This is a genomic window from Nonomuraea angiospora (assembly GCF_014873145.1).
GTDB classification, from domain to species: Bacteria; Actinomycetota; Actinomycetes; order Streptosporangiales; family Streptosporangiaceae; genus Nonomuraea; species Nonomuraea angiospora.
In genome coordinates, this window is sequence record NZ_JADBEK010000001.1 from 274,959 (window position 1) to 294,944 (window position 19,986).

20 protein-coding genes and 3 pseudogenes are annotated in these 19,986 nt (G+C 69.7%); 12 read left to right on the top strand and 11 right to left on the bottom strand.

Annotated elements, in window-relative coordinates; all coding sequences use genetic code 11:
* Positions 1 to 3: 3 nt before the first annotated feature.
* Positions 4 to 216, top strand: coding sequence for a hypothetical protein (locus tag H4W80_RS01240; RefSeq protein ID WP_185074419.1), 213 nt, complete (start codon positions 4 to 6; stop codon positions 214 to 216).
* On the opposite strand, the gene H4W80_RS01245 is transcribed toward H4W80_RS01240, so the two are convergent.
* Entirely contained in the window at positions 213 to 635 is a 423-nt protein-coding gene (locus H4W80_RS01245; protein ID WP_192783352.1) for an SRPBCC domain-containing protein, read from the bottom strand. The two genes, H4W80_RS01240 and H4W80_RS01245, sit on opposite strands and share 4 nt — an antisense overlap.
* A complete protein-coding gene (locus tag H4W80_RS01250; RefSeq protein ID WP_192793204.1) occupies positions 632 to 967 on the bottom strand; it encodes an ArsR/SmtB family transcription factor in 336 nt (111 codons plus the stop codon). Before H4W80_RS01250 ends, H4W80_RS01245 begins: the two co-directional genes overlap by 4 nt.
* A 65-nt stretch (positions 968 to 1,032) precedes the next feature.
* Between H4W80_RS01250 and H4W80_RS01255 the strand changes: the two genes are divergently transcribed.
* Positions 1,033 to 1,374: a VOC family protein gene (locus H4W80_RS01255; protein WP_192783353.1), complete on the top strand. Its 342-nt coding sequence runs from the start codon at positions 1,033 to 1,035 to the stop codon at positions 1,372 to 1,374.
* Positions 1,375 to 1,384: 10 nt separating this feature from the next.
* Here the strand turns inward: H4W80_RS01255 and H4W80_RS01260 are convergent, their stop codons facing one another.
* A complete protein-coding gene (locus H4W80_RS01260) occupies positions 1,385 to 2,263 on the bottom strand; it encodes an SCO6745 family protein (protein ID WP_192783354.1) in 879 nt (292 codons plus the stop codon).
* Between the two features lie 33 nt (positions 2,264 to 2,296).
* On the opposite strand from H4W80_RS01260, the gene H4W80_RS01265 reads away from it, so the two are divergent.
* Together H4W80_RS01265 and H4W80_RS01270 are read left to right on the top strand one after the other, a co-directional pair.
* A complete protein-coding gene (locus H4W80_RS01265; protein ID WP_318786654.1) occupies positions 2,297 to 2,866 on the top strand; it encodes a CGNR zinc finger domain-containing protein in 570 nt (189 codons plus the stop codon).
* A 75-nt stretch (positions 2,867 to 2,941) separates the two neighbouring features.
* Positions 2,942 to 3,412, top strand: coding sequence for a pyridoxamine 5'-phosphate oxidase family protein (locus H4W80_RS01270; RefSeq protein WP_192783355.1), 471 nt, complete (start codon positions 2,942 to 2,944; stop codon positions 3,410 to 3,412).
* A 72-nt stretch (positions 3,413 to 3,484) separates the two neighbouring features.
* Here H4W80_RS01270 and H4W80_RS01275 read toward each other — a convergent pair whose 3' ends face one another.
* Positions 3,485 to 4,246, bottom strand: coding sequence for an SDR family NAD(P)-dependent oxidoreductase (locus H4W80_RS01275; protein WP_192783356.1), 762 nt, complete (start codon positions 4,244 to 4,246; stop codon positions 3,485 to 3,487).
* A 307-nt stretch (positions 4,247 to 4,553) separates the two neighbouring features.
* Between H4W80_RS01275 and H4W80_RS01280 the strand changes: the two genes are divergently transcribed.
* Positions 4,554 to 5,864, top strand: coding sequence for a lanthionine synthetase LanC family protein (locus tag H4W80_RS01280; protein WP_192783357.1), 1,311 nt, complete (start codon positions 4,554 to 4,556; stop codon positions 5,862 to 5,864).
* A 99-nt stretch (positions 5,865 to 5,963) separates the two neighbouring features.
* Positions 5,964 to 8,249, top strand: a complete 2,286-nt coding sequence (locus H4W80_RS01285) for a HelD family protein (RefSeq protein ID WP_192783358.1) — start codon at positions 5,964 to 5,966, stop codon at positions 8,247 to 8,249.
* Positions 8,250 to 8,255: 6 nt separating this feature from the next.
* Here the strand turns inward: H4W80_RS01285 and H4W80_RS01290 are convergent, their stop codons facing one another.
* Complete coding sequence (locus tag H4W80_RS01290) at positions 8,256 to 8,648, bottom strand: MarR family winged helix-turn-helix transcriptional regulator (RefSeq protein ID WP_225963176.1); 393 nt, start codon at positions 8,646 to 8,648, stop codon at positions 8,256 to 8,258.
* A gap of 159 nt (positions 8,649 to 8,807) precedes the next feature.
* On the opposite strand from H4W80_RS01290, the gene H4W80_RS01295 reads away from it, so the two are divergent.
* Both H4W80_RS01295 and H4W80_RS64305 read left to right on the top strand, forming a co-directional pair.
* On the top strand, positions 8,808 to 12,041 hold the full coding sequence (locus tag H4W80_RS01295; protein ID WP_192783360.1) for an efflux RND transporter permease subunit: 3,234 nt from the start codon (positions 8,808 to 8,810) through the stop codon (positions 12,039 to 12,041).
* A gap of 343 nt (positions 12,042 to 12,384) precedes the next feature.
* Complete coding sequence (locus H4W80_RS64305) at positions 12,385 to 12,585, top strand: peptidoglycan-binding domain-containing protein (RefSeq protein WP_225963177.1); 201 nt, start codon at positions 12,385 to 12,387, stop codon at positions 12,583 to 12,585.
* An 835-nt stretch (positions 12,586 to 13,420) separates the two neighbouring features.
* On the opposite strand, the gene H4W80_RS01305 is transcribed toward H4W80_RS64305, so the two are convergent.
* On the bottom strand, positions 13,421 to 14,071 hold the full coding sequence (locus H4W80_RS01305; RefSeq protein ID WP_192783362.1) for a winged helix-turn-helix transcriptional regulator: 651 nt from the start codon (positions 14,069 to 14,071) through the stop codon (positions 13,421 to 13,423).
* Positions 14,072 to 14,222: 151 nt separating this feature from the next.
* On the opposite strand from H4W80_RS01305, the gene H4W80_RS01310 reads away from it, so the two are divergent.
* From H4W80_RS01310 to H4W80_RS59995, 4 genes and pseudogenes are all read left to right on the top strand, one after another.
* The gene (locus H4W80_RS01310) at positions 14,223 to 14,705 is read left to right on the top strand and encodes a DUF3237 domain-containing protein (protein ID WP_192783363.1); all 483 of its coding nucleotides are present in this window, start codon (positions 14,223 to 14,225) and stop codon (positions 14,703 to 14,705) included.
* A gap of 28 nt (positions 14,706 to 14,733) precedes the next feature.
* On the top strand, positions 14,734 to 15,177 hold the full coding sequence (locus H4W80_RS01315; RefSeq protein WP_192783364.1) for a nuclear transport factor 2 family protein: 444 nt from the start codon (positions 14,734 to 14,736) through the stop codon (positions 15,175 to 15,177).
* A pseudogene (locus H4W80_RS64310) lies at positions 15,174 to 15,251 on the top strand (hypothetical protein); the annotation flags it as partial. The gene H4W80_RS01315 and the pseudogene H4W80_RS64310, both read left to right, overlap by 4 nt.
* A gap of 143 nt (positions 15,252 to 15,394) precedes the next feature.
* A complete protein-coding gene (locus H4W80_RS59995) occupies positions 15,395 to 15,970 on the top strand; it encodes an LLM class flavin-dependent oxidoreductase (protein ID WP_264086047.1) in 576 nt (191 codons plus the stop codon).
* Positions 15,971 to 16,106: 136 nt separating this feature from the next.
* Here the strand turns inward: H4W80_RS59995 and H4W80_RS01330 are convergent.
* From H4W80_RS01330 to H4W80_RS01350, 5 genes and pseudogenes are all read right to left on the bottom strand, one after another.
* Positions 16,107 to 17,143 (bottom strand): annotated as a pseudogene (locus tag H4W80_RS01330) (IS30 family transposase); the annotation flags it as partial.
* A 152-nt stretch (positions 17,144 to 17,295) separates the two neighbouring features.
* The gene (locus H4W80_RS01335) at positions 17,296 to 17,856 is read right to left on the bottom strand and encodes a GNAT family N-acetyltransferase (protein WP_318786655.1); all 561 of its coding nucleotides are present in this window, start codon (positions 17,854 to 17,856) and stop codon (positions 17,296 to 17,298) included.
* A 196-nt stretch (positions 17,857 to 18,052) separates the two neighbouring features.
* Positions 18,053 to 19,107, bottom strand: a pseudogene (locus tag H4W80_RS01340) (transposase).
* Between the two features lie 265 nt (positions 19,108 to 19,372).
* The gene (locus H4W80_RS01345) at positions 19,373 to 19,573 is read right to left on the bottom strand and encodes a DUF4236 domain-containing protein (protein ID WP_225963178.1); all 201 of its coding nucleotides are present in this window, start codon (positions 19,571 to 19,573) and stop codon (positions 19,373 to 19,375) included.
* A 223-nt stretch (positions 19,574 to 19,796) separates the two neighbouring features.
* Positions 19,797 to 19,949 (bottom strand): hypothetical protein, encoded by a 153-nt coding sequence (locus H4W80_RS01350; RefSeq protein WP_192783367.1) that lies wholly within the window; start codon positions 19,947 to 19,949, stop codon positions 19,797 to 19,799.
* Positions 19,950 to 19,986 lie beyond the last annotated feature (37 nt).

Genomic DNA, 19,986 nt, shown 5'->3' on the forward strand with positions numbered 1-19,986 from the left:
GGCATGACGAACGACCTGGCGACCCTCCTTCGGCAGGCGCAGGACGACGACCCGCTGCTGGCCCTGCACGCCACGACCGCCCTGCGCCGCGAGATCGAGCGTCTGGAGGCGGTCCAGGTGCGGCGGGCCAGGGTGGCGGGGCTGGCCTGGGCGCAGATCGCCGACGCGATCGGGGTGAGCAAGCAGGCCGTGCACAAGAAGTACGGCCGCCGCTAGCCCGCCCACCTGTCCGCGAACCAGCCCAGCACGATGTTCCAGGAGTAGCCGCGCCGGATGCGCCCGGCCACGTCCGGGGGCAGCGTGTCCAGGCCGCGGTGCTCCAGCAGCACCTCGGTGCCGCCCTCGACCGGGCTGAAGGCCACCTCGATCTCCATCCGGCCGCCCTCGTTGAGCAGGTCGGCCCAGACGAGGCGGCGCGGCGGCTCCCAGGCGAGGATCCTGCCGGTGTCGACGTGGCCGCCGTCGGACCACAGCTCGCGCAGGAAGCCGTCCTCGAAGCGGATGGCGACCGCGCGGGCCGGGTCGACCCAGCTGTGGCGGCCGCGCACGTACCAGCTGTCGATCTCGTCGGTGAAGATCCGGAACGCGGTCGCCGGGTCGACGGGGACGGTGACGCTGGCCTGGACGGAGTTCACCGGCCGCGCTCCACGTGGTCCTTGAACGAGCCGAGCTGCTCGGCCCAGAACGCCTGCACCTGGTCCAGCCAGCCCTGCAGCGCCGCGAACGGCTCCTGGCGCAGCGTGTAGAGGCGCAGGCGGGCGTCGGCGCCGCCCGCCTCCGCCTGTACGAGACCGCCCGCCCGCAGCACGCGCAGGTGCCTGCTGAGGGCGGGGGCGCTCATCTGGACGGCCTGCGCCAGCTCGCCGGCCGGTCGCGGGCCCTCGCGCAGCAGGTCGATGACCTTGCGCCGGGTGGGATCGGCGAGCGCGGCCAGCGTCGCGTCGATTTCGTTAACGTTGGTGTTAATTGTTGCCTGCTTCCGTTAGGCTGTTAACCCTTAACGCTAGAGGCAATTATTGCGGAGGTCTGCACATGAGTGTCGAGCTGGGTTACTACACGCTGTCCGTGGCGGACCTGGACCGGGCGGCCGTCTTCTACGGGGCGCTGTTCGGCTGGGAGTTCAGGCGCGAGCACGAGACGTACCTGCACGTCACGAACACGGCCGTGGCGATGGGCCTCGTCGCGCGCGGGCCCTCCTCGCAGCCGAACCTCTACTACCACGTCACCGACATCGACGCGGCCGTCAAGCGGGTGCGGGAGCTGGGCGGCGACACCGGCGAGCTGTACGACAGCAAGTCGGGGCGCGGCTGCACGTTCACCGACGACCAGGGCACGGAGATCAGCCTCTGGCAGCCGGCCCCCGGGTTCGAGTAGGCCGGGTCTCCTAGTCGGGGGCCTTGACGGTGGCGATGCCGAGGGTGCTGGTCATCGGCAGCAGCCCGGCCTCGAAGACCGCGCCGAGGAACGGCGAGGCCAGCCGGGCCAGCCGCTCGGCGCGCTCCTCGCCGAGCAGCCGCCACGGCTCCGCGGCCAGCCGGTCGGTCATCCGCTCGACCTGGTCGCGCAGCTCCCGCCCCCGCTCGGTGGCCTGCCCGTCCGGGCCGACCAGCCCGCGGGCGGCCAGCCGCTCCTGGGCCGCGTCCCACTCCTGCTCGCTCCAGCCGCGCCCGGCGAAGTTCGCCGCGGGGGCGGCGCCGATCGCGGCGAACGACACCAGCGCCTCGCACCCGTCCAGCTCCGCGGCCTGCAGCGCCGCCAGGTGACCGTCGCCGCGGTGCTCGCGCAGCACGGTGGCGGCCTGCCAGAGCACCAGGTGCGGCTCATCGGGCCAGGGCAGGTCCAGGTTGGCCGCGGCGAGGGGCCGCCCGGCCACGCCCACGCTCTCGGCGGCCCGCCTGGCCAGCTCCGCCGCCTCCACCGCCGCGTCCGCCGTCACCTTGTCGCCCAGCAGGGCGCGGTACGTGCGGTCAACGGCGGTCATCCGGGCCTCGAGTACCCGCTCGGGCGAGGCGACCTCCCACACGGCGGGCACGTGCTCGGCGATCATCCGCGGGCTGAAGCTGTAGTACGCGGCCGTGGCCAGCCTGCTGCCGGCCCGCCCGAGCGGGGCCGTGCGGTAGGCGAAATAGCTCGGCCAGCGCGACTCCACGTCATGACCGAGCGCGCCCGCCTCCTCGAACCCCTGGGGCGAGAAGTACAGCACCGCGTGGATCGGCTCAAGCTGGTGCCACATGCGGCGGGCAAGTCTGGACGCTGCGCTCATCACAATCCCTCACTGTCTAGCTAAACTATGCCAGTGACGATAGAGGCTTGGCGCATCACTGGTCAATCGCAAATAGACAGTTATGTTGGGAGGTGGGCGGAGCTGGCCGTCCTCCTGGTGAACGAGCTGGCCGTCACCCAGGCCCGCGGCCGTCCCGCGGACCCGCCCGCCGACCGCCGGGCCGCGCTGGAGGCGGCGTTCGCCCAGCAGGGCTGGACCCCCGGCCGCGCGCTGACCGGCGCGGACGCCGACCGGCTCGCGGACGTCGCCGCCGAGCTCCACCCGGCCTTCAGCGGCGACGTCGCCGCACTCAACGCGGCCCTGGTGCGCCACGCGGCCGTGCCCAACCTGCACGGCGACCCGCCCGCCCTGGCCTTCCACGGCCCCGGGGCGGACCTGGTCGACGCCTGGGCCGCCGACGCCGGCACGGCCCTGGCCATGGTGATCGGCGTCGGCCAGGGCCGGCGGCTGCGGACCTGCGAGGCGGGCGGGTGCGAGCTGGTCTTCTTCGACGTCACCAGGAACGCCTCGCGCAGGTTCTGCGGCCTGCCCTGCCAGAACCGCGCCAAGGCCAGCGCCTACCGCGCCCGCCGCCGCACCTGATCCCGGACCCCGGGCACGCGCTCCGCGTTCTGCCGGTGCCGGGTTCTGTCGGTGCCCGCGGGCATGATGGCGGCCATGGCTTCTTGGCAGGAGTTCGAGCATCAGGCGGCGGGGCTGGCGGGGGTGGCGCGGCCGCTGATGGAGGCGTACCGGCACAAGGTGCTGGCCACGTTGCGCAAGGACGGCTCGCCCCGGGTCAGCGGCATCGAGACCAGCTTCCGGGACGGCGAGCTGTGGACCGGGTCGATGCCGGGGGCGGTCAAGGCGTCCGACCTGCGCCGCGACCCGCGGATGGCGATCCACGTCACCACCAGCGCCCCCGAGGGGGACGACCCGTCGTCGTGGGAGGGCGACGTGAAGCTGGCCGGGCGGGCTGTGGAGATCACCGATCGGGAGGTGCTGGCGTCGTTCGGGCCGCCGGGCGAGGAGTCGCACCTGTTCCGGATCGAGCTGACGGAGGTGGTGTGGACGCGGGTCGAGGGCGACGAGCTCGTCATGGACTCCTGGCGCGAAGGGGTCGGGCTGCGCCAGATCCGCCGCAAGTGAAGACCCCGGAGGCACCTCAGCCGCCCTGAGCGGTTGCCCGGGCGGCCCGCACGGGACCGTCCCCGGGCGGGGCTAGTGGACGGAGAAGCCGCCGTCCACGAAGAGCATCTGCCCGGTGACGAACGCGGAGGCGTCCCCGGCCAGGAAGACGGCCGCGCCCGCGAAGTCCGCGGGCACGCCGTTGCGGCCGACCATGTGGCGGGCGGCGAGCGCCTCGACGCGGCCCGGGATGGCCTGGGCGGGTTCGGTCAGCGGGGTCAGCACGAAGCCGGGGATGATCGTGTTGACGCACACCCCGCGGCCCGACCACGCCTCGGCCTGGGAGCGGGTCAGGCCGGCGATGGCGGCCTTGGCCGTGCCGTACGCGCCGCTGTCGCCGAAGGCGCTGATGGACTGCTGGGAGCCGAGGTTGATGATGCGGCCCCAGCCGCGCGCGGCCATCCTCGGGCCGAAGTGCTGGCCGAGGAGGTAGGGGGCGGTGAGGTTGACGGCGATGGTGCGCTCGTAGTCCTCGACGGTGAGCTCGGCCATGGGCTTGCGGATGTTGTTGCCGGCGTCGTTGACGAGGATGTCGACCTCGCCCGCCGTGGCGTACACGCGCTGGACGTCCTCCCGGACGGCGAGGTCGGCGCTGATCCGGGAGGCGGTGACGCCGTGCTCGCGCAGGCGCGTGACGGCCTGGTCGAGCTCGCTCTCCCTGCGGGCGACCAGCACGACCTCGGCTCCGGCCCGGCCGATCGCCTCGGCGATGGCGTACCCGATGCCGGAGCTGCCGCCGGTCACCAGGGCGCGCCGGCCGTCGAGGGAGAACAGCTCCCGCAGATAGTCAGACATGGTCGGACAAGCTAGCACCCCGAGGCGGGCGGGACGTCGCCTGAGGTCAGCGTGGCGGGTGTCAGGACGGGCTAAGGTTCCGATCATGCTCAGTCGCGAGAGCGGGGCGGTGGCGGGGTACCACAAGAAGCAGTACACCGCCAACGGGCGGCCGCGTGAGCGCGGCGTCGAGAGGGTCGAGGCGGGGCGTGCTGCGGGGCCTGGCCCGTCCGGTGCGGCCAAGGCTGAGCCGGCCGATTGGCGGGCGGGGCGGGATGGGGGAGAATGTGAGGTCGTTCACTGATCGGGAAGAGCCCTCGGGTGCGTCATGAGCCTGGATCCGACCCGCGCGTCCGCCGCAGCCCCGCTGAGCGCCGCGATCGGGGCCGCGCGGTGGATCAGGACGGCGGCCGCGGGTGACGCGCGGGCGCGGCACTGGGTCGCCAACCCTGACCCGCGGGGCCGCTCCGCGCTGACGCCCGAGCCCGCCTCCCTGTACGGCGGCGCGGCCGGCATCGTGCTGTTCTTCCTGGAGCTGGCCGGCGCGACCGGGCGGGAGGAGTACCTGGAGGATGCCCGGGCGGGCGTGCGCTACCTGGTCGAGGCCGCGCCCGGCGTCGGCGACGTGACGTTCCACCACGGGCTGGGCGGGATCGCGGTCGCGCTGTGCGAGGCCGGGTGGGTGCTCGGCGACGGCGTGGCCGAGGAGGCGGCCGTGGCGGCGCTGGACCGGGTGGCGCGGGCGGCGCGGCCGATGGACGGCGGTCCCGGCTGGTCGGGGGACCCGGCGCAGCGGGGTGACGGCGGTGTCGTGCTGGCGCTGCTGCACGGCGCCGCGATGCTGAGGGTGCCGTCGTACGCGGAGCTGGCGGCCGAGGCGGGGCTGCGGGCGGCGGGGCTGGCGGTGCCGGGGCACCGCTTCGGCGACTGCGAGGGCCTGCCGGCGGACGCGGTCACGCCGGGGTTCCTGGCCGGTACGGCGGGGACGGCGTTCCTGCTGGCCCGCCTGTACGGGGTGAGCGGGGATGCCCGGTTCCTGGAGGCGGCGCGAAGAGGCGCGGACTTCGTGCGTTCGGTCAGCGCGCTGAGCGGCCGGCGCGCGCTGGTGCCGCACCATCTGCCGCAGGGGCGGGGGCTGCACTATCTGGGGTTCTGCTCCGGCTCGGCGGGGGTGGCGCGGATGTTCGTGGAGCTGTACCGGGCCGGAGGGGATCCGGCCGACCTGGAGTGGGCCGAGCGGCTGGCCACGGGGATCGTGACGAGCGGCGTGCCGGGCCGGCGGGTGCCCGGGCTGTGGGACACGGCCTGCCAGTGCTGCGGGCTGGCGGGGCTGGTGGAGCTGTTCGTCGGGTTGTGGGCGGTGACGGGGCGGGAGGCGTACCTGAGCTTCGCCCGGACGCTGGGCCGGCACCTGGCGGGCAGGGCGAGCGGCGACGGCGGGGGGCTGCGGTGGTATCAGGCCTTCGAGCGGGTACGCCCCGGCGTGGTGAGCGCGGACACCGGGTACATGGCGGGCGCGGCCGGCATCGGCGCGGCGCTGCTGCACCTGGAGGCGGCGGGGCGGGGGCGGCGGGTGATCCTGCTGCCGGACAACCCGTTCCCGGCGATCCTGGCACCTTCCGGCATGCTGCCGGAATAACGCGATAAGGAGATTGCGCGCACGCGCGCGCGGCGTTAAGCTCGATTGCCCAATTCAGGCAAAGGCTTCACAATCCTCCATTCAGGAGTATATCAGCGAATGGCTAATCGTCAAGATGGTCTTGCGGAAGCCCTTGACAGCGAACAGCGCACTGTGTCGTGGCTGTACGGCATGCTCGACGTCGCCAGGGAGCGGGCCCAGGCGGCGCTGCGGGAGGTGTACGCCAGGGCCGGCGGCACCCGCCAGGCGATGGTCGAACGCGAGGCGATGGCCTCGGAGCAGGCCAGGAGGCTGGCCCAGCTGAACGCGGTCGAGCGGGGCCTGTGCTTCGGCCGCATCGACGACGGCGCGGGGCGGAGCACGTACGTCGGCAGGATCGGGCTGCGCGACGAGGAGCACGAGTCGGTCCTCATCGACTGGCGGGCGCCGGCGGCGCGGCCGTTCTACGTGGCCACGGCCACCGACCCGGGCGGGCTGGTGCGCCGCAGGCACCTGCACCTGAAGGACCGCACGGTGGTCGGCATCGACGACGAGGTGTTCGACCTGGAGGGGATGAGCGACGGCGACCGGCGCACGCTCGTCGGCGAGGCGGCCCTGCTGGCGGCGCTGCGCCGGGGCAGGACGGGCCGGATGGGCGACGTGGTGGCCACCATCCAGACCGAGCAGGACCGGGTGATCCGCGCCTCGCTGCAGGGCGCGCTGGTCGTGCAGGGCGGCCCGGGCACCGGCAAGACCGTGGCGGCGCTGCACCGGGCGGCGTACCTGCTCTACACCCACCGCTCCACGCTCGAGCGGCGCGGCGTGCTGGTGGTGGGCCCCAACTCGATGTTCCTGCGCTACATCAGCCAGGTGCTGCCGGCGCTGGGGGAGACGCAGGTGGTGATGACCACGGTCGGGGAGATGTTCCCGGGGGTGCGGGCGAGCGCGGCCGACGGGCCGGCGACGGCGGTGGTCAAGGGCGACCCGCGGATGGCCGACGTGGTCGCCCGCGCGCTGGAGCTGCGCCAGCGCGCGCCCGAGGGCGACCTGGTGGTGGAGCTGGACGGGCTCAACCTGCGGGTGCCGCACGCGACGTGCGTGCGGCTGCGCGACCGGGCGCGGGCGGTGCGGCTGCCGCACAACATGGCGCGCAAGCTGTACGTCACCGAGCTGCTCAAGGAGCTGGCCAAGGCCGAGGCGCGGGCGCTGGAGGAGTCGCTGCACATCGAGGAGCTGGTCATCGAGGGCGAACCGGAGCTCGCGCAGCCGCTCGACCTGGAGGGCGACCTGGACGAGCTGGACCTGGAGCTGGCCTCGCGGCGGCTGTGGGGCGAGCCGGGGATCAGGCGGGCGGTGGACGACCTGTGGCCGGAGCTGACGCCGCAGCGGCTGATCTCGGAGATGCTGGCCTCGCCGGAGACGCTGTGGTCGGTGGCGCCGTCGGGGCTGGACTGGCAGGAGCTGGTCCGTCCGGTGGACGCGCCGTGGACGGACGGGGACGTGCCGCTGCTGGACGAGGCGGCCGAGCTGCTGGGCGAGGACGACTCGGAGCGCCGGGTGGCCTCCAGGCGGGCGTCGCAGGAGCGGGCGTCGGAGGAGCTGTACGCGCTGGAGGTGCTGCAGACCACGGGGGTGCTGGAGGAGGGCATCTTCGACCGGGCCGACGTACTGGCCGGGCGGCACGCCGACGACGGACTCGGGCTGACGACGGCCGACCGGGCCGCGGTGGACCGGACGTGGGCGTACGGGCACGTGATCGTGGACGAGGCGCAGGAGCTGTCGGCGATGGCCTGGCGGATGATCATGCGCCGGGTGCCGGCGAAGTCGCTGACCGTCGTCGGCGACCTGGCCCAGACGGGGTCGGCGGCCGGGGCGCGGTCGTGGGGCGAGGTGCTGGACCCGTACCTCGAGGGGCGCTGGCGCGAGGAGCGGCTGCTGGTCAACTACCGTACGCCGGTGGAGATCATGACGGTGGCGGCGGACGTGCTGCGGGCCTTCGCGCCCGAGCAGGAGCCGCCCGAGTCGGTGCGCGAGGGCGGCTCACGGCCGCGCGCGGTGCGCCTGCCGGTGGCCGGGCTGCCCGCGCTGGTGGACGGGGAGCTGGCCTCGATCGGCGAGGGCCGGGTGGGCGTGGTGACCTCGGACGCGCGGCACGCGGAGGTGGCCCGGCTGTTCCCGGAGGGTGACCTGGACGCGCCGGTGGCGGTGCTGACGGTGGGGCAGGCCAAGGGGCTGGAGTTCGACGCGGTCGTGGTGGTGGATCCGGCGGGGATCATGGGGCAGTCGCCGATGGGGGGTCAGGACCTGTACGTGGCGGTGACGCGGGCCACCCGGCGGCTGACGGTGGTGTACGAGGGGGAGCTGCCGGAGGTGCTGTCCGGCCTGACTTCCGAATCTACAACGTAAAGGCCGTCATTCGTTGTAGAGCTTGTCGGCCACCGCGCGGATGGTCCGCGTGATGTGGTCGAGGGAGCGTAGGGTCTCGGTGTCGAGGTGGTCCAGGATGCGGCGATAGTGCTCGAGCCCGGAGTTGTGGATCTCCTCGATCAGGGCGGTGCCGGCGGGGGAGAGCTCGGCGCGGCGGACCCGGCGGTCGTGGGGGTCCTCGTGGCGGGTGACGAGGCCGTGGGCGACGAGCCGGTCGACGAGCCCGGTGACGGTGCCGAGACTGACGCCGAGGTGGTGGGCGAGCTCCTGGCCGGAGGCGGAGCCGTTGAAGGCCAGGAGCATGATGACGTGGAGTTGTCGCATGGTCAGGTTGGAGGTGAACAGCGGGGACTGATGCTGGGCGAACAGCCGCCCCATGCCACGCTGTGTTTCGCTGATTCGACGGATCAGGTCTTCGCGTTCGTCGCTCACACTCACCTCTCGCTTCCTGAGAAGGTTATCAGGAAAGCTCAATCTGTCTAAATATTCGTTCGAGGCGAAGTGTTAGTCTGGGGCGAACTCTTGGAGGGGACGCCTATGACCGCATTCGCCCGGTTGAGCTTGGTCAATCGCAGTCTTGTGATATTGGTCGCGCTCGTGCTCAGCGCGTTCGGCGCGTTCACGATTCCGCAGTTGAAACAGCAGTTGCTACCGTCGTTGAGCTTCCCCGGCGCGTTCGTGGTCGCGGCGTACCCCGGTGCCTCGCCCGAGATCGTCGAGGACCAGGTGACGAAGCCGATCGAGGACTCCTTCCAGGGCCTGGCCGGGATGGAGCAGATGACCTCGACGTCGAAGGAGGGCCTGGCGCAGATCCAGGTGGCCTTCGAGTACGGCACGGACGTCGAGTCCTCGCTGAACAAGATGCAGCAGGCCATCACCCGGGTCTCCCTCCCGGACGGGGTGGATCCGCAGGTCGTGGCGGGCAACACCGACGACATCCCGGTGGTGGTGCTCGCGGTGGGCGACGGCGGCGACGAGCGCGCGATGGCCGACAAGCTGCGCCGGATCATGGTGCCGGAGCTGCAGAGCGTGGAGGGCGTACGGGAGGCGTCGGTCACCGGCACCCGCGACGAGGTCGTCACGATCGAGCCGGACACCAAGAAGATGACGAAGGCCGGCGTGTCGGCCTCGCAGATCCCCGACGTACTGAAGGCGAACGGCACGCCGATCCCGGCGGGCTCGCTGACCGCTGACGGCAAGTCGCTCACGGTGCAGGTCGGCACGCGGGTCGACTCGGTGGCCAAGCTGAAGGACCTGTACCTGACCCCGGCCCAGCCGGCGGCCACCCAGCAGCAGCCGAGCCAGGCCCAGGCCCGCCCGCAGACCGGGCAGCCCGGCCGGCCGGGCCAGTCCCCGGCGGCCCTCGCGCAGCAGCAGGCGCCCAAGCCCAAGCCGCTCAAGCCGGTCAAGCTGGGCGACGTCGCCGAGATCAAGCAGGGGCTGGCCGACGCGACGACCATCACCCGTACGGACGGCAAGACGAGCCTCGGCGTGTCGGTGACGATGGTGCCCGACGGCAACGCGGTGTCGATCTCGCACGACATCCGCGAGAAGCTGCCCGAGCTGACCAGGTCGCTGGGCGACAGCTCGGACACGGCGGTGTCGGTGGTGTTCGACCAGGCGCCGTACGTGGAGGAGTCGATCCGGAGCCTGACCACCGAGGGACTGCTGGGCCTGGCGTTCGCGGTGCTGGTCATCCTGGTGTTCCTGCTGTCGGTGCGTTCGACGCTGGTGACGGCGGTGTCGATCCCGCTGTCGGTGGTGATCGCGCTGATCGTGCTGTGGGCGGGCGACTATTCGCTGAACATGCTGACCCTGGGCGCGCTGACGATCGCGGTGGGCCGGGTGGTCGACGACTCGATCGTGGTGCTGGAGAACATCAAGCGACATCTCGGGTACGGCGAGGCCAAGCTGCAGGCGATCCTGACGGCGGTGCGCGAGGTGTCGGGCGCGGTGACGGCCTCGACGCTGACGACGGTGGCGGTGTTCGCGCCGATCGCGATCGTGGGCGGCATGGTGGGCGAGCTGTTCCGCCCGTTCGCGATCACGGTGGCGGTGGCGCTGCTGGCTTCGCTGGTCGTGTCGCTGACGGTGGTGCCGGTGCTGGCGTACTGGTTCCTCAAGGCGCCGAGCCTGACGCCGGAGCAGGCGCGCAAGCAGCGCGAGGAGGCCGAGGCCAAGGAGCTGCGCTCGCCGCTGCAGCGGGCCTACCTGCCGGTGCTGCGGTTCGCGACCCGGTTCAAGCTGGTGACGATCCTCATCGGCGTGGCGGTGTTCATCGGCACGATGGGGCTGGCCGGCGGGCTGCAGACGAACTTCCTGGACTCCTCGGGCCAGAACACGATCTCCCTGTCGCAGAAGATGCCGGTCGGTACGGACCTGGCGACCACGGACAAGGCGGCCCAGCAGGTCGAGGGCGTGCTGAAGGACCTGGACGGCGTGGAGACGTACCAGGTGAACGTGGGCGGCGGCAACGCCATGCAGGGCGGCGCGGTCGGCGGCGGCGCGGACCGGGTGTCGTACTCGGTGACGGTCAAGGACAGCGCCGACCCCGACAAGGTGCAGCAGGAGCTGCGCGAGCGGATCGACGGCCTGTCGGGCGTCGGCGAGGTCACGGTGGGCGGCGCGGGCGGGGGCGGGTTCTCCTCCGACACGATCGACGTGATCGTGCAGGCGCCCGACGCCGAGACGCTGCGCACGGCGACCGACACGGTCAAGACCGCGATGGGCGAGGTGTCGGGGCTCACCGAGGTGGCCTCCAACATGGAGACCAGCGCGCCGCGGGTCGAGGTCGTCGTGGACCGGCAGGAGGCCGCGGAGCGGGGCCTGTCGGAGGCCCAGGTCGGGCAGGCGGTGGCGCAGGCCTTCCGCGGCGCGCCGCTGGGGCAGATCACCCTGGACGGTCGCTCCAGCGACCTGGTGCTGCGCGGCGCGGACGCGCCGGACGACATCAAGGCGATCAAGGACCTGAAGCTGCCGACGGCGGCGGGCATGGTGAAGCTGTCGACGGTCGCGGACGTCAAGGAGGTGGCCGGGCCGACGCAGGTGACGCGGATCGACGGCGAGCGTTCGGCCACGGTGTCGGCCAAGGCGGCCGACGCCGGCAACCTGGGCGCCGTGACGCAGGCGCTGACGACCAAGCTGAACGGCCTGTCGCTGGCCGCGGGCGCCACCTATGAGATCGGCGGCGTGTCGGCCCAGCAGTCGGACGCGTTCTCCGACCTGGGGATGGCGATGCTCGCGGCGATCGCGATCGTCTTCCTGATCATGGTGGCGACGTTCCGCAGCTTCGTCCAGCCGCTGATCCTGCTGGTGTCGATCCCGTTCGCGGCCACGGGCGCGATCGGGCTGCTGGTGGCCACCGACACCGCCCTGGGCGTGCCGGCGCTGATCGGCATGCTGATGCTGATCGGCATCGTGGTGACCAACGCCATCGTGCTCATCGACCTGATCAACCAGTATCGCGAGCAGGGCATGGGCGTGGTGGAAGCGGTCATCGAGGGCGGCCGGCGCAGGCTGCGGCCGATCCTGATGACGGCGGTGGCCACCATCTGTGCCCTGACGCCGATGGCGCTGGGGGTGACCGGCTCCGGCGGGTTCATCTCGCAGCCGCTGGCGATCGTGGTGATCGGTGGCCTGATCAGCTCGACGCTGCTGACCCTGGTGCTGGTGCCGACGCTGTACACGATGGTGGAGCGGGCGAAGGAGCGGATGCGGCGCAAGCCGGCCGAGCCCAAGCACGAGGCGAAGGTCCTCACCCCGACCTCCTGACGGAGGCAGCGCACTTTGCCCGGCGGGGCCGCCACACCCCGCCGGGCAAATGGGCGTATGGAGGAACCTCCAGCGCACGATCATGGCGGCCATCTCTCAGGTGGAGAAGGGCGTGGCCAGAGCGATCCTCGTGTGGAAGTACTGGGTTCGCGGCGAGCCCGCTGCAGATCCATGACCCGGAGTGCATGTGCGGGAGGGCGTCCCGCTGCCGGCACAAGGTGTTCCTGCCGGGTGGGCACACGGGCCCGCATCAGCGACGTGCCGTGGAAGCAGGACGTCAAGCTGAGGGACGCGGAAGCACACAGCACCGCGTTCCGTTTCGCCGACCCGCCCGCGCGCATGGTTGCCGTGCAAGCCATCGCCTTGTGGGGCGAATTCGTCTACCTGTGGACGCGGCTGGGCTGTCGACGTCGACCCCCTCTACGGGCCGCAGTCCACGGCCGTGTGCAAGCTGTTCCAGAAAAAGGTCGGCCTTGAGCCGACCGGCGTCATCGATGAGGAGACCTGGGACATCACCTGGTCGTGGACGCCGCCCGCAGCCTGACCTGCAACCCCGCCTGAACGACACAACGGCGTCTGCCTGGCCTGGGTGGGCGCTTTCGCATGTCCGCACCCTTGCTGGAAGGAAACCCATGCACGGAGACCGCATCACCTATGGCAAGCCCAGAGTGGAGCGGAAGGTCACCGCGTCCACCGAGGGCTCCTAACTTGGCCTGCTCGCGGTCCTGACTGTCCTGCAGACCGTCAAAGCCGACCTCGACCTCATCGCGTTCCTGCCTGACTGGCTGGAGACGCCAGGGATCCCGCTCTGGCCTGATCACCTACGTGTCCGGGTACGTGGCCAACAAGCACACCGTCCGCCCGGGCCTGCCGCTGGACCAGCTGTAAGCGCAGGCGCCGAAACAGCCGAGTAGCTAGCCCCCACTGTCCCCATTTTGGGGACGCTGTTGGCGAAGTAGATCGAACGGGAAAGGCCCCGTGATCAGCATCGGCGCATTCGAGGGGTCGTCGCAACACAGGTGATCAGTTGCTGGCGGCAGCCAGCATAGCGAGATGGTTTTCGCTGAGCGTCCTTCCGGGGTCGGCCAGTCCGCCCCCCGGGAAGAACGCCCGCCACTCAGCGTCACGGTTCTCGTGACCGAATGCGCAGAGGGCGCTCCATGTCCGGATTCTCTTCACAGCCCGGACGCCACGTGACGCAGCACCCTTCGCAGATTTCGATCTCGTTGCCGTGTGCGTCCGTCCACACGTGAGCAGCAAGGGAACTTCAGCCCCGTTGTCGTCGGGATCGCGCCAGTGCGGCTCACACCACTCTGGCCCTCCACTCGGGTCCGTGTCACCGGCCGCAAAGTAGCTCCAAGGCGATGTGGGTGGCTGGTCTAGCGGTTGAGTCCGAAGAGCTCTCTCGCGGCTTGGACAGCGTCGGGTTTTCCTCGCACGTGGAGGCGGCCGGTGGAGACGGCGGTGAGTGACGCGGCGGGATCGCGCCCGATCTCGGCGAGCGTCGCGGCATCGGTGAAGGTCAGGACGGCATCGGGATCGTCGGCGTAGCCGGGGCAGGTGTGCAGCGCGCCGTCGGCGATGCGGGCGTGTATGGCGTCGGCGCCTACTCTGAACTCGATGGTGAGGGACAGGGCCTGGGCCCGCTCTGGCTGGAACATCGCCCGCAGCGACGGCGTGATCCAGTGGATCTGGAAGGCGTCGTCGTCCTGCTCCCCGAGCAGGCGCATGCCGAACCGGGCCAGCTCGGTCATCGCCGGTTGCAGATCCCGGCCGAGGGGCGTCAGCTCGTACACCTTCGACGCGGCAGGCGCCGGGAGCGTGCGCCGGCTGACGATTCCGGCTTCTTCCAGGATTTTCAGGCGGGTGGCGAGCATGTCGGTGGAGATGCCTGCGAGCCCGGCGAGCAGATCGACGTAACGTCTCGGCCCGTTGAGCAGCTCCCGGACGACCAGCAGGGACCACCGCTCACCGACCACGTCGAGTGTCTTGGCCACTGCGCAGTAGTGGCCGTAGGTCCGCGATGCCATGACGGGAGCCTATCGCAGATCTCACCAAATCAAAGCTTCCGCTTTGAAAGTCAGATTTAGGACTTGACTTTTCCAAGCGATCACCTGAAGGTGGTGCAGCGGCAGGCGCCCGACAAGACCTGCCCCCCCGAACGGCCTGGGAGGACACCTCATGACTCTCGTCGACGCTGACCCAGCAATCACCGCGGTCGCGGTCGAGCACCTGTGCGACTTCGCCATCACGTTCCAGACCATGCAGACCTTCTCCACGCCACTGGGCACGCGCATGATCGCGGTCGTCGACCACGGAACCGTCGAGGGACCGCGACTGCATGGCGAGTTCCTGCCCGGCGGCGGCGACTGGATCATGGTCGGCTCCGACCGCGTCGCCCGCCTCGATGTCCGGGCAACGCTCCGCACCCATGACGACGAGCTGGTGTTCGTCACCGTCACCGGTCGCGCCACACTCTCGGACGAGGCGATCGGCCGACTTTGGGCCGGCGAGACCATCGCCTGGAACGAGATGCACGCACGGTCCGCGCCCCTGTTCGAGACCGGCGCGAACCGCTACGCGTGGCTGAACTCCACCGTCGCCATCGCCGTCAACGAGCTGTCCCTCAAACACGTCAACTACCGCGTCTACAGCATCCAGTAATCCGGCCAGCGATAGGAAGCAGAGCGCCATGCCCACCGCCACACCACCCTCACCTGACGTCAGAGCACTCTTCGACACCTACGCCGCGACCTTCGCCAGCCACGACGTGGACGCGATCGTCGCGCTGCACTCGCCCGGAACCCAGTTCTGGCTGCACAACGGCGAGCAGCCGATCCACGGCCGATCCGCGGTCCGCGACACCTTCGCCGCCATGTTCGCCCAGTGGCCAGAGATGGGGTTCGACATCTACCGGGTCATCGTCGGTGACCGCCACTGGGTTCTCGACTGGGCACTCACCGCCGTTCTCACCGACCCGGACGGCAATCGACGCCCGATCCGCTTCGACTGCCTCGACGTGGTCACGCTCGACGACAACGGACTGGTCGAACGCAAGGACACCTTCATCGACCTTCCCCAGGCCCAGACCGCGCTCACCGCCGCAGCGGCGGCCGGATCCAGGGACCACTCATGACACCGAAAATCGGAGTGTTCCTGCCCGCCCGAGAAGCGCTCCTCAGCGGCACCCCCATCGCCGAGGTGCTCGACTTTGCGAAACAGGCGGAGAACGCCGGGTTCGACTCGGTGTGGACGGGTGATTCATTGCTCGCCACACCCGTTTCGGCCTGCCCGCCAACCGCGCCGAATTCGAGGCCGTCGGCGCCGCCTTCGACCAACGCGTCGGCCGGCTCCTGGAAACCGCTGAAATCTGGCGACAACTGTGGACCGGCGCCCGAGTCACCTTCACCGGCCGATACTGGACCCTCCGCGACATCGCCATCGAACCCACACCCCAGCAAGCCGGTGGCCCGCCGCTGTGGCTGGCCACTGGCACGACCGCCGGAGCCCGCCGGGCCGGCGAACGATTCGACGGCCTGCTGCCCTACCCGCCGACCGCCGAGCAGTACCGCGAGCTGACCACCACCGCGTATGCCGCCGCAAGCAAAGCCGCCCGCGACAGCGCCCACATCACACCCGCGCTGATGGTCACGATCGCCATCAACGACGACCCCGAACAAGCCCGCAAGGAGCTGGACCACTACGTCCGAACCTTCTACGGCTACCCGTTGGACGCCGTATCGCTCCTGCAGGCCTGCTACGCCGGCCCGCTCGACGGCTGCGTCGAATGGCTGCGGTCCTACTGGAACGCCGGCGCACGCCACATCCTCCTGCGCGTAGGAAGCCTAGACGCCGCCACACAACTGGGCACCGCCACCGGGGTACTCGACAACATCCACAGTGGCGGCTTCCAGGTTGCAGAGACCTGAGAGGGCGTCCAAAAAGCGAAGTTCATGATTGATTGACGGTTATGAGTCTCGCCAGGTCGGACGCGGTAGCTCTACCTTCATGCAGGTCAGCCGCAGGCTGTGAGGAGTTCCGCGAGACGCTCGGCCGGGGTGTCTAGGTGTTCTCGTTGGAACCGCGCTGCCACGGGCCGGCCGGGTCGCAGAAGTAGACGGGCATGTCGGCGGCGACGGAGAACTCGTGGTGGCGGCCCATCTTGCTGCCCTGGTCCCAGGTGAGGGAACGCCGGAGGTGGGCCGGTAGCTTCGCGATGGTGTCCAGCAGGGCATCGCGCATGCCAACCGCGCTGTGGTCATGCCGCAGGTGAACAAGCGTAACGTAGCGCGTGCTGCGCTCGACCAGGGTCCCGATGGCGGACAACTGGTTCTTGCCGATGATGAGGTCGCCTTCCCAGTGGCCGGGAACGGCGCGGTCGTCGGCCTCAGCGAGCCGCTCGCTGAGCATGACCATGGACGCGCTGTAGCGGGGCTGGCGCTTGTGGGCCAGGCGGTGCGGCTTGCGCATCGCGCGACCCGTGCGCAAAGCCTTGGTCAGCTCGCGGCGCCGCTCGCCGAGGCCCTGAACGTAGAGCGCTTGGTAGATGGTCTCGTGGCACACATGCATCTGCGGCCGGTCAGGGAAGCTCCTGCGCAGGCTCTGGGAGATCTGCTCGGGACTCCAGCGTTTATGCAGGTGGTCCTGAATGTATGCCCGAAGCTCGGGACTCTGGCCGATCTTGCCCGGCTTAGGCCGCGGCCGCCGGGCGTCCGCGCGAGCCTGCGCCGCGTATGGCCGTTGCGGCGGACCTCTCTGCTGATTGTGGAAGGGCTCCGTCCGAGCGTGACTGCGATGGACCGGATCGATGCGCCCTCGCGCACCAGATCGGCGATGGTGAGGCGCTCCTCCTGGGATAAGTAGCGAGAACGCGGAGAGGCCTCGGCCGCCGGCGCACGACGCGCTGGCGGCCGAGGCCTCTTCTTTCGTCCTTCCGGTCTTCCGTTGCGCCACCCCTGCCCAGTTCGCCGGTTGACGCCGACGATGCGACACGCTTCCTTACTGCTCACGCCCTGCCGCACGAGAGCAAGGTGGTGCTCGCGCTCCTTGGTCAGCTTCTTGCGTCCCTGAGGAGATCGAATCTCCCGGATCTCGAAGTCCATCGCATCCCATGAGGTGGGGTGTTGCGACGACCACTAGAACGGAAGATCAGTGATCACGGGGCCTTTCCCGTGTTAGGAGCTGTATGCCGAGCCAGTTTCACCGCTGAAAGCAACAGAATGAGGGCAGGGCTCGGAACGAGGATGGTTTGCATCTAGCAGCTGCGGTTGGCAGGGACTTCAAAGATGAGTCCGAGACCGTCCTCTTCGTCCCAGTGTTCTCCGACCTGGACGAAGCCGAAGCCCGCGATCGTGGCCAGGGATGCCACATTATCGGGACTAATCGTCGCCCGTACGGTCTTGACCGCCGGTTCGGCCGCGGCCCGACGCAGCAACTCGATCAGGATGGCTCGGCCATACCCCTGACGACGGAAGTCGGGAGCTACCGAGTAGCCGATCTCTACCATGCCCGCCTCATCGGGCGGTCCGTGAAAGCCGGCATGACCGATGACGACACCTTCAGGCCCGGTTACCGCCTGCCGCATCATCCACGATGCGTGACCAGGATCGGCGGCCATCTGGTCGATCCGAACCCGCCACAGCCACCGTGCTCTGTCTGTCACAAAGTACTCGGTCAGAGCCACCCCAGCCGTATTGCTGGCTGTGGGCAGATCCCCATCGAGCAGAGCGGACATCGCGGTGCTCGACAACTCGACAAAGCGCACATGCTTCGGACTGGTGGGGAACGACGTCTGGCGATCGGCTTCATCTGTCACCGTGAGATGGTCGCAGAGTGTCCGACAGACGTCCACGAAGTTTGGAGTGATTGATCAACCGAACTTGCTTACGACGGCATCCACCACCATGAGCACCAACCCGCTGAAAAGATCACGCCGGGCACCGATTCTCCTGGTTTGCGGCGCTCGCCGTAAGAGTGAACGGCTGCACTTCTTCTACGCGCCGACCATTCGGTCACGCCGCAGGGCGTAAGGCGGCGAAGTGCGAAGTGCGGGTTGGAGCCAGCCGCGTTCCGGTGAGCCATGCGTCGAGTCTGGTGAGGTTCATCGCTGCGGCGATGAGGAGGTGCTGGAGATGGGTCTTGGCGGTCTCGCGGTAGCGGGATCTGCGCAGGCCAAAGCCTTTGACGCCTTGGGCGATGGTGCCCTCCACGCCTGCCCTGTGGGCGTAGCGTTGCTGCCATTCGTCGGTGCTTTGTCTCTGTCGTGCGTGGCAGGGCTTCGTGCTCCTCCTGCGGGCGCAGGGTGATGCGTCGCCCTTTGGCTCCGCGGGTGCACAGGTCCCGGCTGGGACAGGCCTTGCAGTCACGCATGGAAAAGCGCACGCGGAAGACACACCATTCCCATCGACACCAATCTCGTGGCCGAGCAGGATGCGCTCCGCTTTGTTCTTCGGCAGTCGATAGTCCTCGACGCGGGCCTCGTAGCGCTCGAACCATCCAGGTTCGGCCTGGGCCAGCAGCCAGTCGGGTGCTGCGGCGGCCAGCGCGTTGAGCGCGGCGCGCACCGTCTCATGCACCTGCTCCAGCCGATTCATCGTGCGCATCGCCATGAGCACGTGAGTGGAGTCGGTCCGCTGCCGACCTCCAGCTCGAAGCAGCCCGGCGGTCACGGCACGCTCCAAGATCGTGTCGAGCAGGCTCTGTTCAAGCGATTCTGCGATCAGGCGATCCCGGAACTCGCTGAGCACCGAGTAGTCAAAGCCGGTGTCGGTCAGCTCTAACCCGAGCGCATACTTCCAGTCGATCCGGGCTCGCACGGCCTCGGCCGCCTGCCGGTCGGACAGTCAGTCCCTCGCCGAACTGCAGGATCGACACCAGCGCCAGCCGAGCCGGGGACAGCGCCGGGCGGCCACGGGTGGAGAACGCCGCGGCGAAGGTCTCGTCATGGAACAGGACATTCGATGCATGTCGGGATATGGATCGCCAGACTGCCCTTCGGGAATGCCGCCCGAGCCACCGCCAGGGTGGCCGCCGGGATCTGATCTGGATCAGTCGAACGCGGCGACACCCACGACTCCATCCGCGAGCAAGAACGACCATAGCGGCCTCGTGATCACAGACGTGATCACGAGGCCGCTGCCTTTTGATCTACTTCGCCAACAGTGTCCCCGCCAGGTAGATGGGGCGCTCTGCCGTTGGTGGTCCCTACGTGGATCGCCGATCAAGTAGCTTCCGGCGGTCATCGCCACCACGACGACGCGAGCGTCAGAGGCGGCCATGCGCCTTGAGTTCCTGGGACGATTCGGTACTCGGTTCTTTGCCGCCCGAGGCGGTCAGTGGCGGGTACTGGTCTTGCGCCAGGTGAAGCCGCCTGGCAGGTTGATCGACAGCGTACGGCGGCCGTCGGCTGTGCGGGTCACCCGGAACAGCCGGTTGCCCCAGCTGTGGCCGACACCGCGGCGGGACAGGTTCAGCCGGAAGGGACCGAATTTGATCGACTTGCGGTAGCTCCAGCCCATATCGCTTTCCTCCATCGGTCTCGCATGCAGCCCTCCAGCTACCCGATCAAAGCGCGATATATCGACTTTGGTAATAGTTCGGCAAATGGAGTGGGTGCGCCTCGGCCATGACGGCATACGGATGTGGGGCTTCGGTCGGGTCCCCAGCCGACCCAGGCGTCGGCCGCACGAGAGCGGCCGGAAGGAGTTGAACCTCTAACTGCGTGGTAACCGATCAGATTCGACCCGTGCCTTCTGATCACCTGCTGGAGGGCGTGATGGTCAGCTCGCCGAGCCGGTTCAGGAATACGTCGACGTCGGGGCGGCGTTCGGCCGTGACCAAGACGCTGCGGATGATCTCGTGCATGACGTGGCCTTGTTCCTGGCCCAGGGCGATGCCAGCACGATCCATGAGCGGATGTGGGGGTGGTGCCTCCGATGTGCCACCA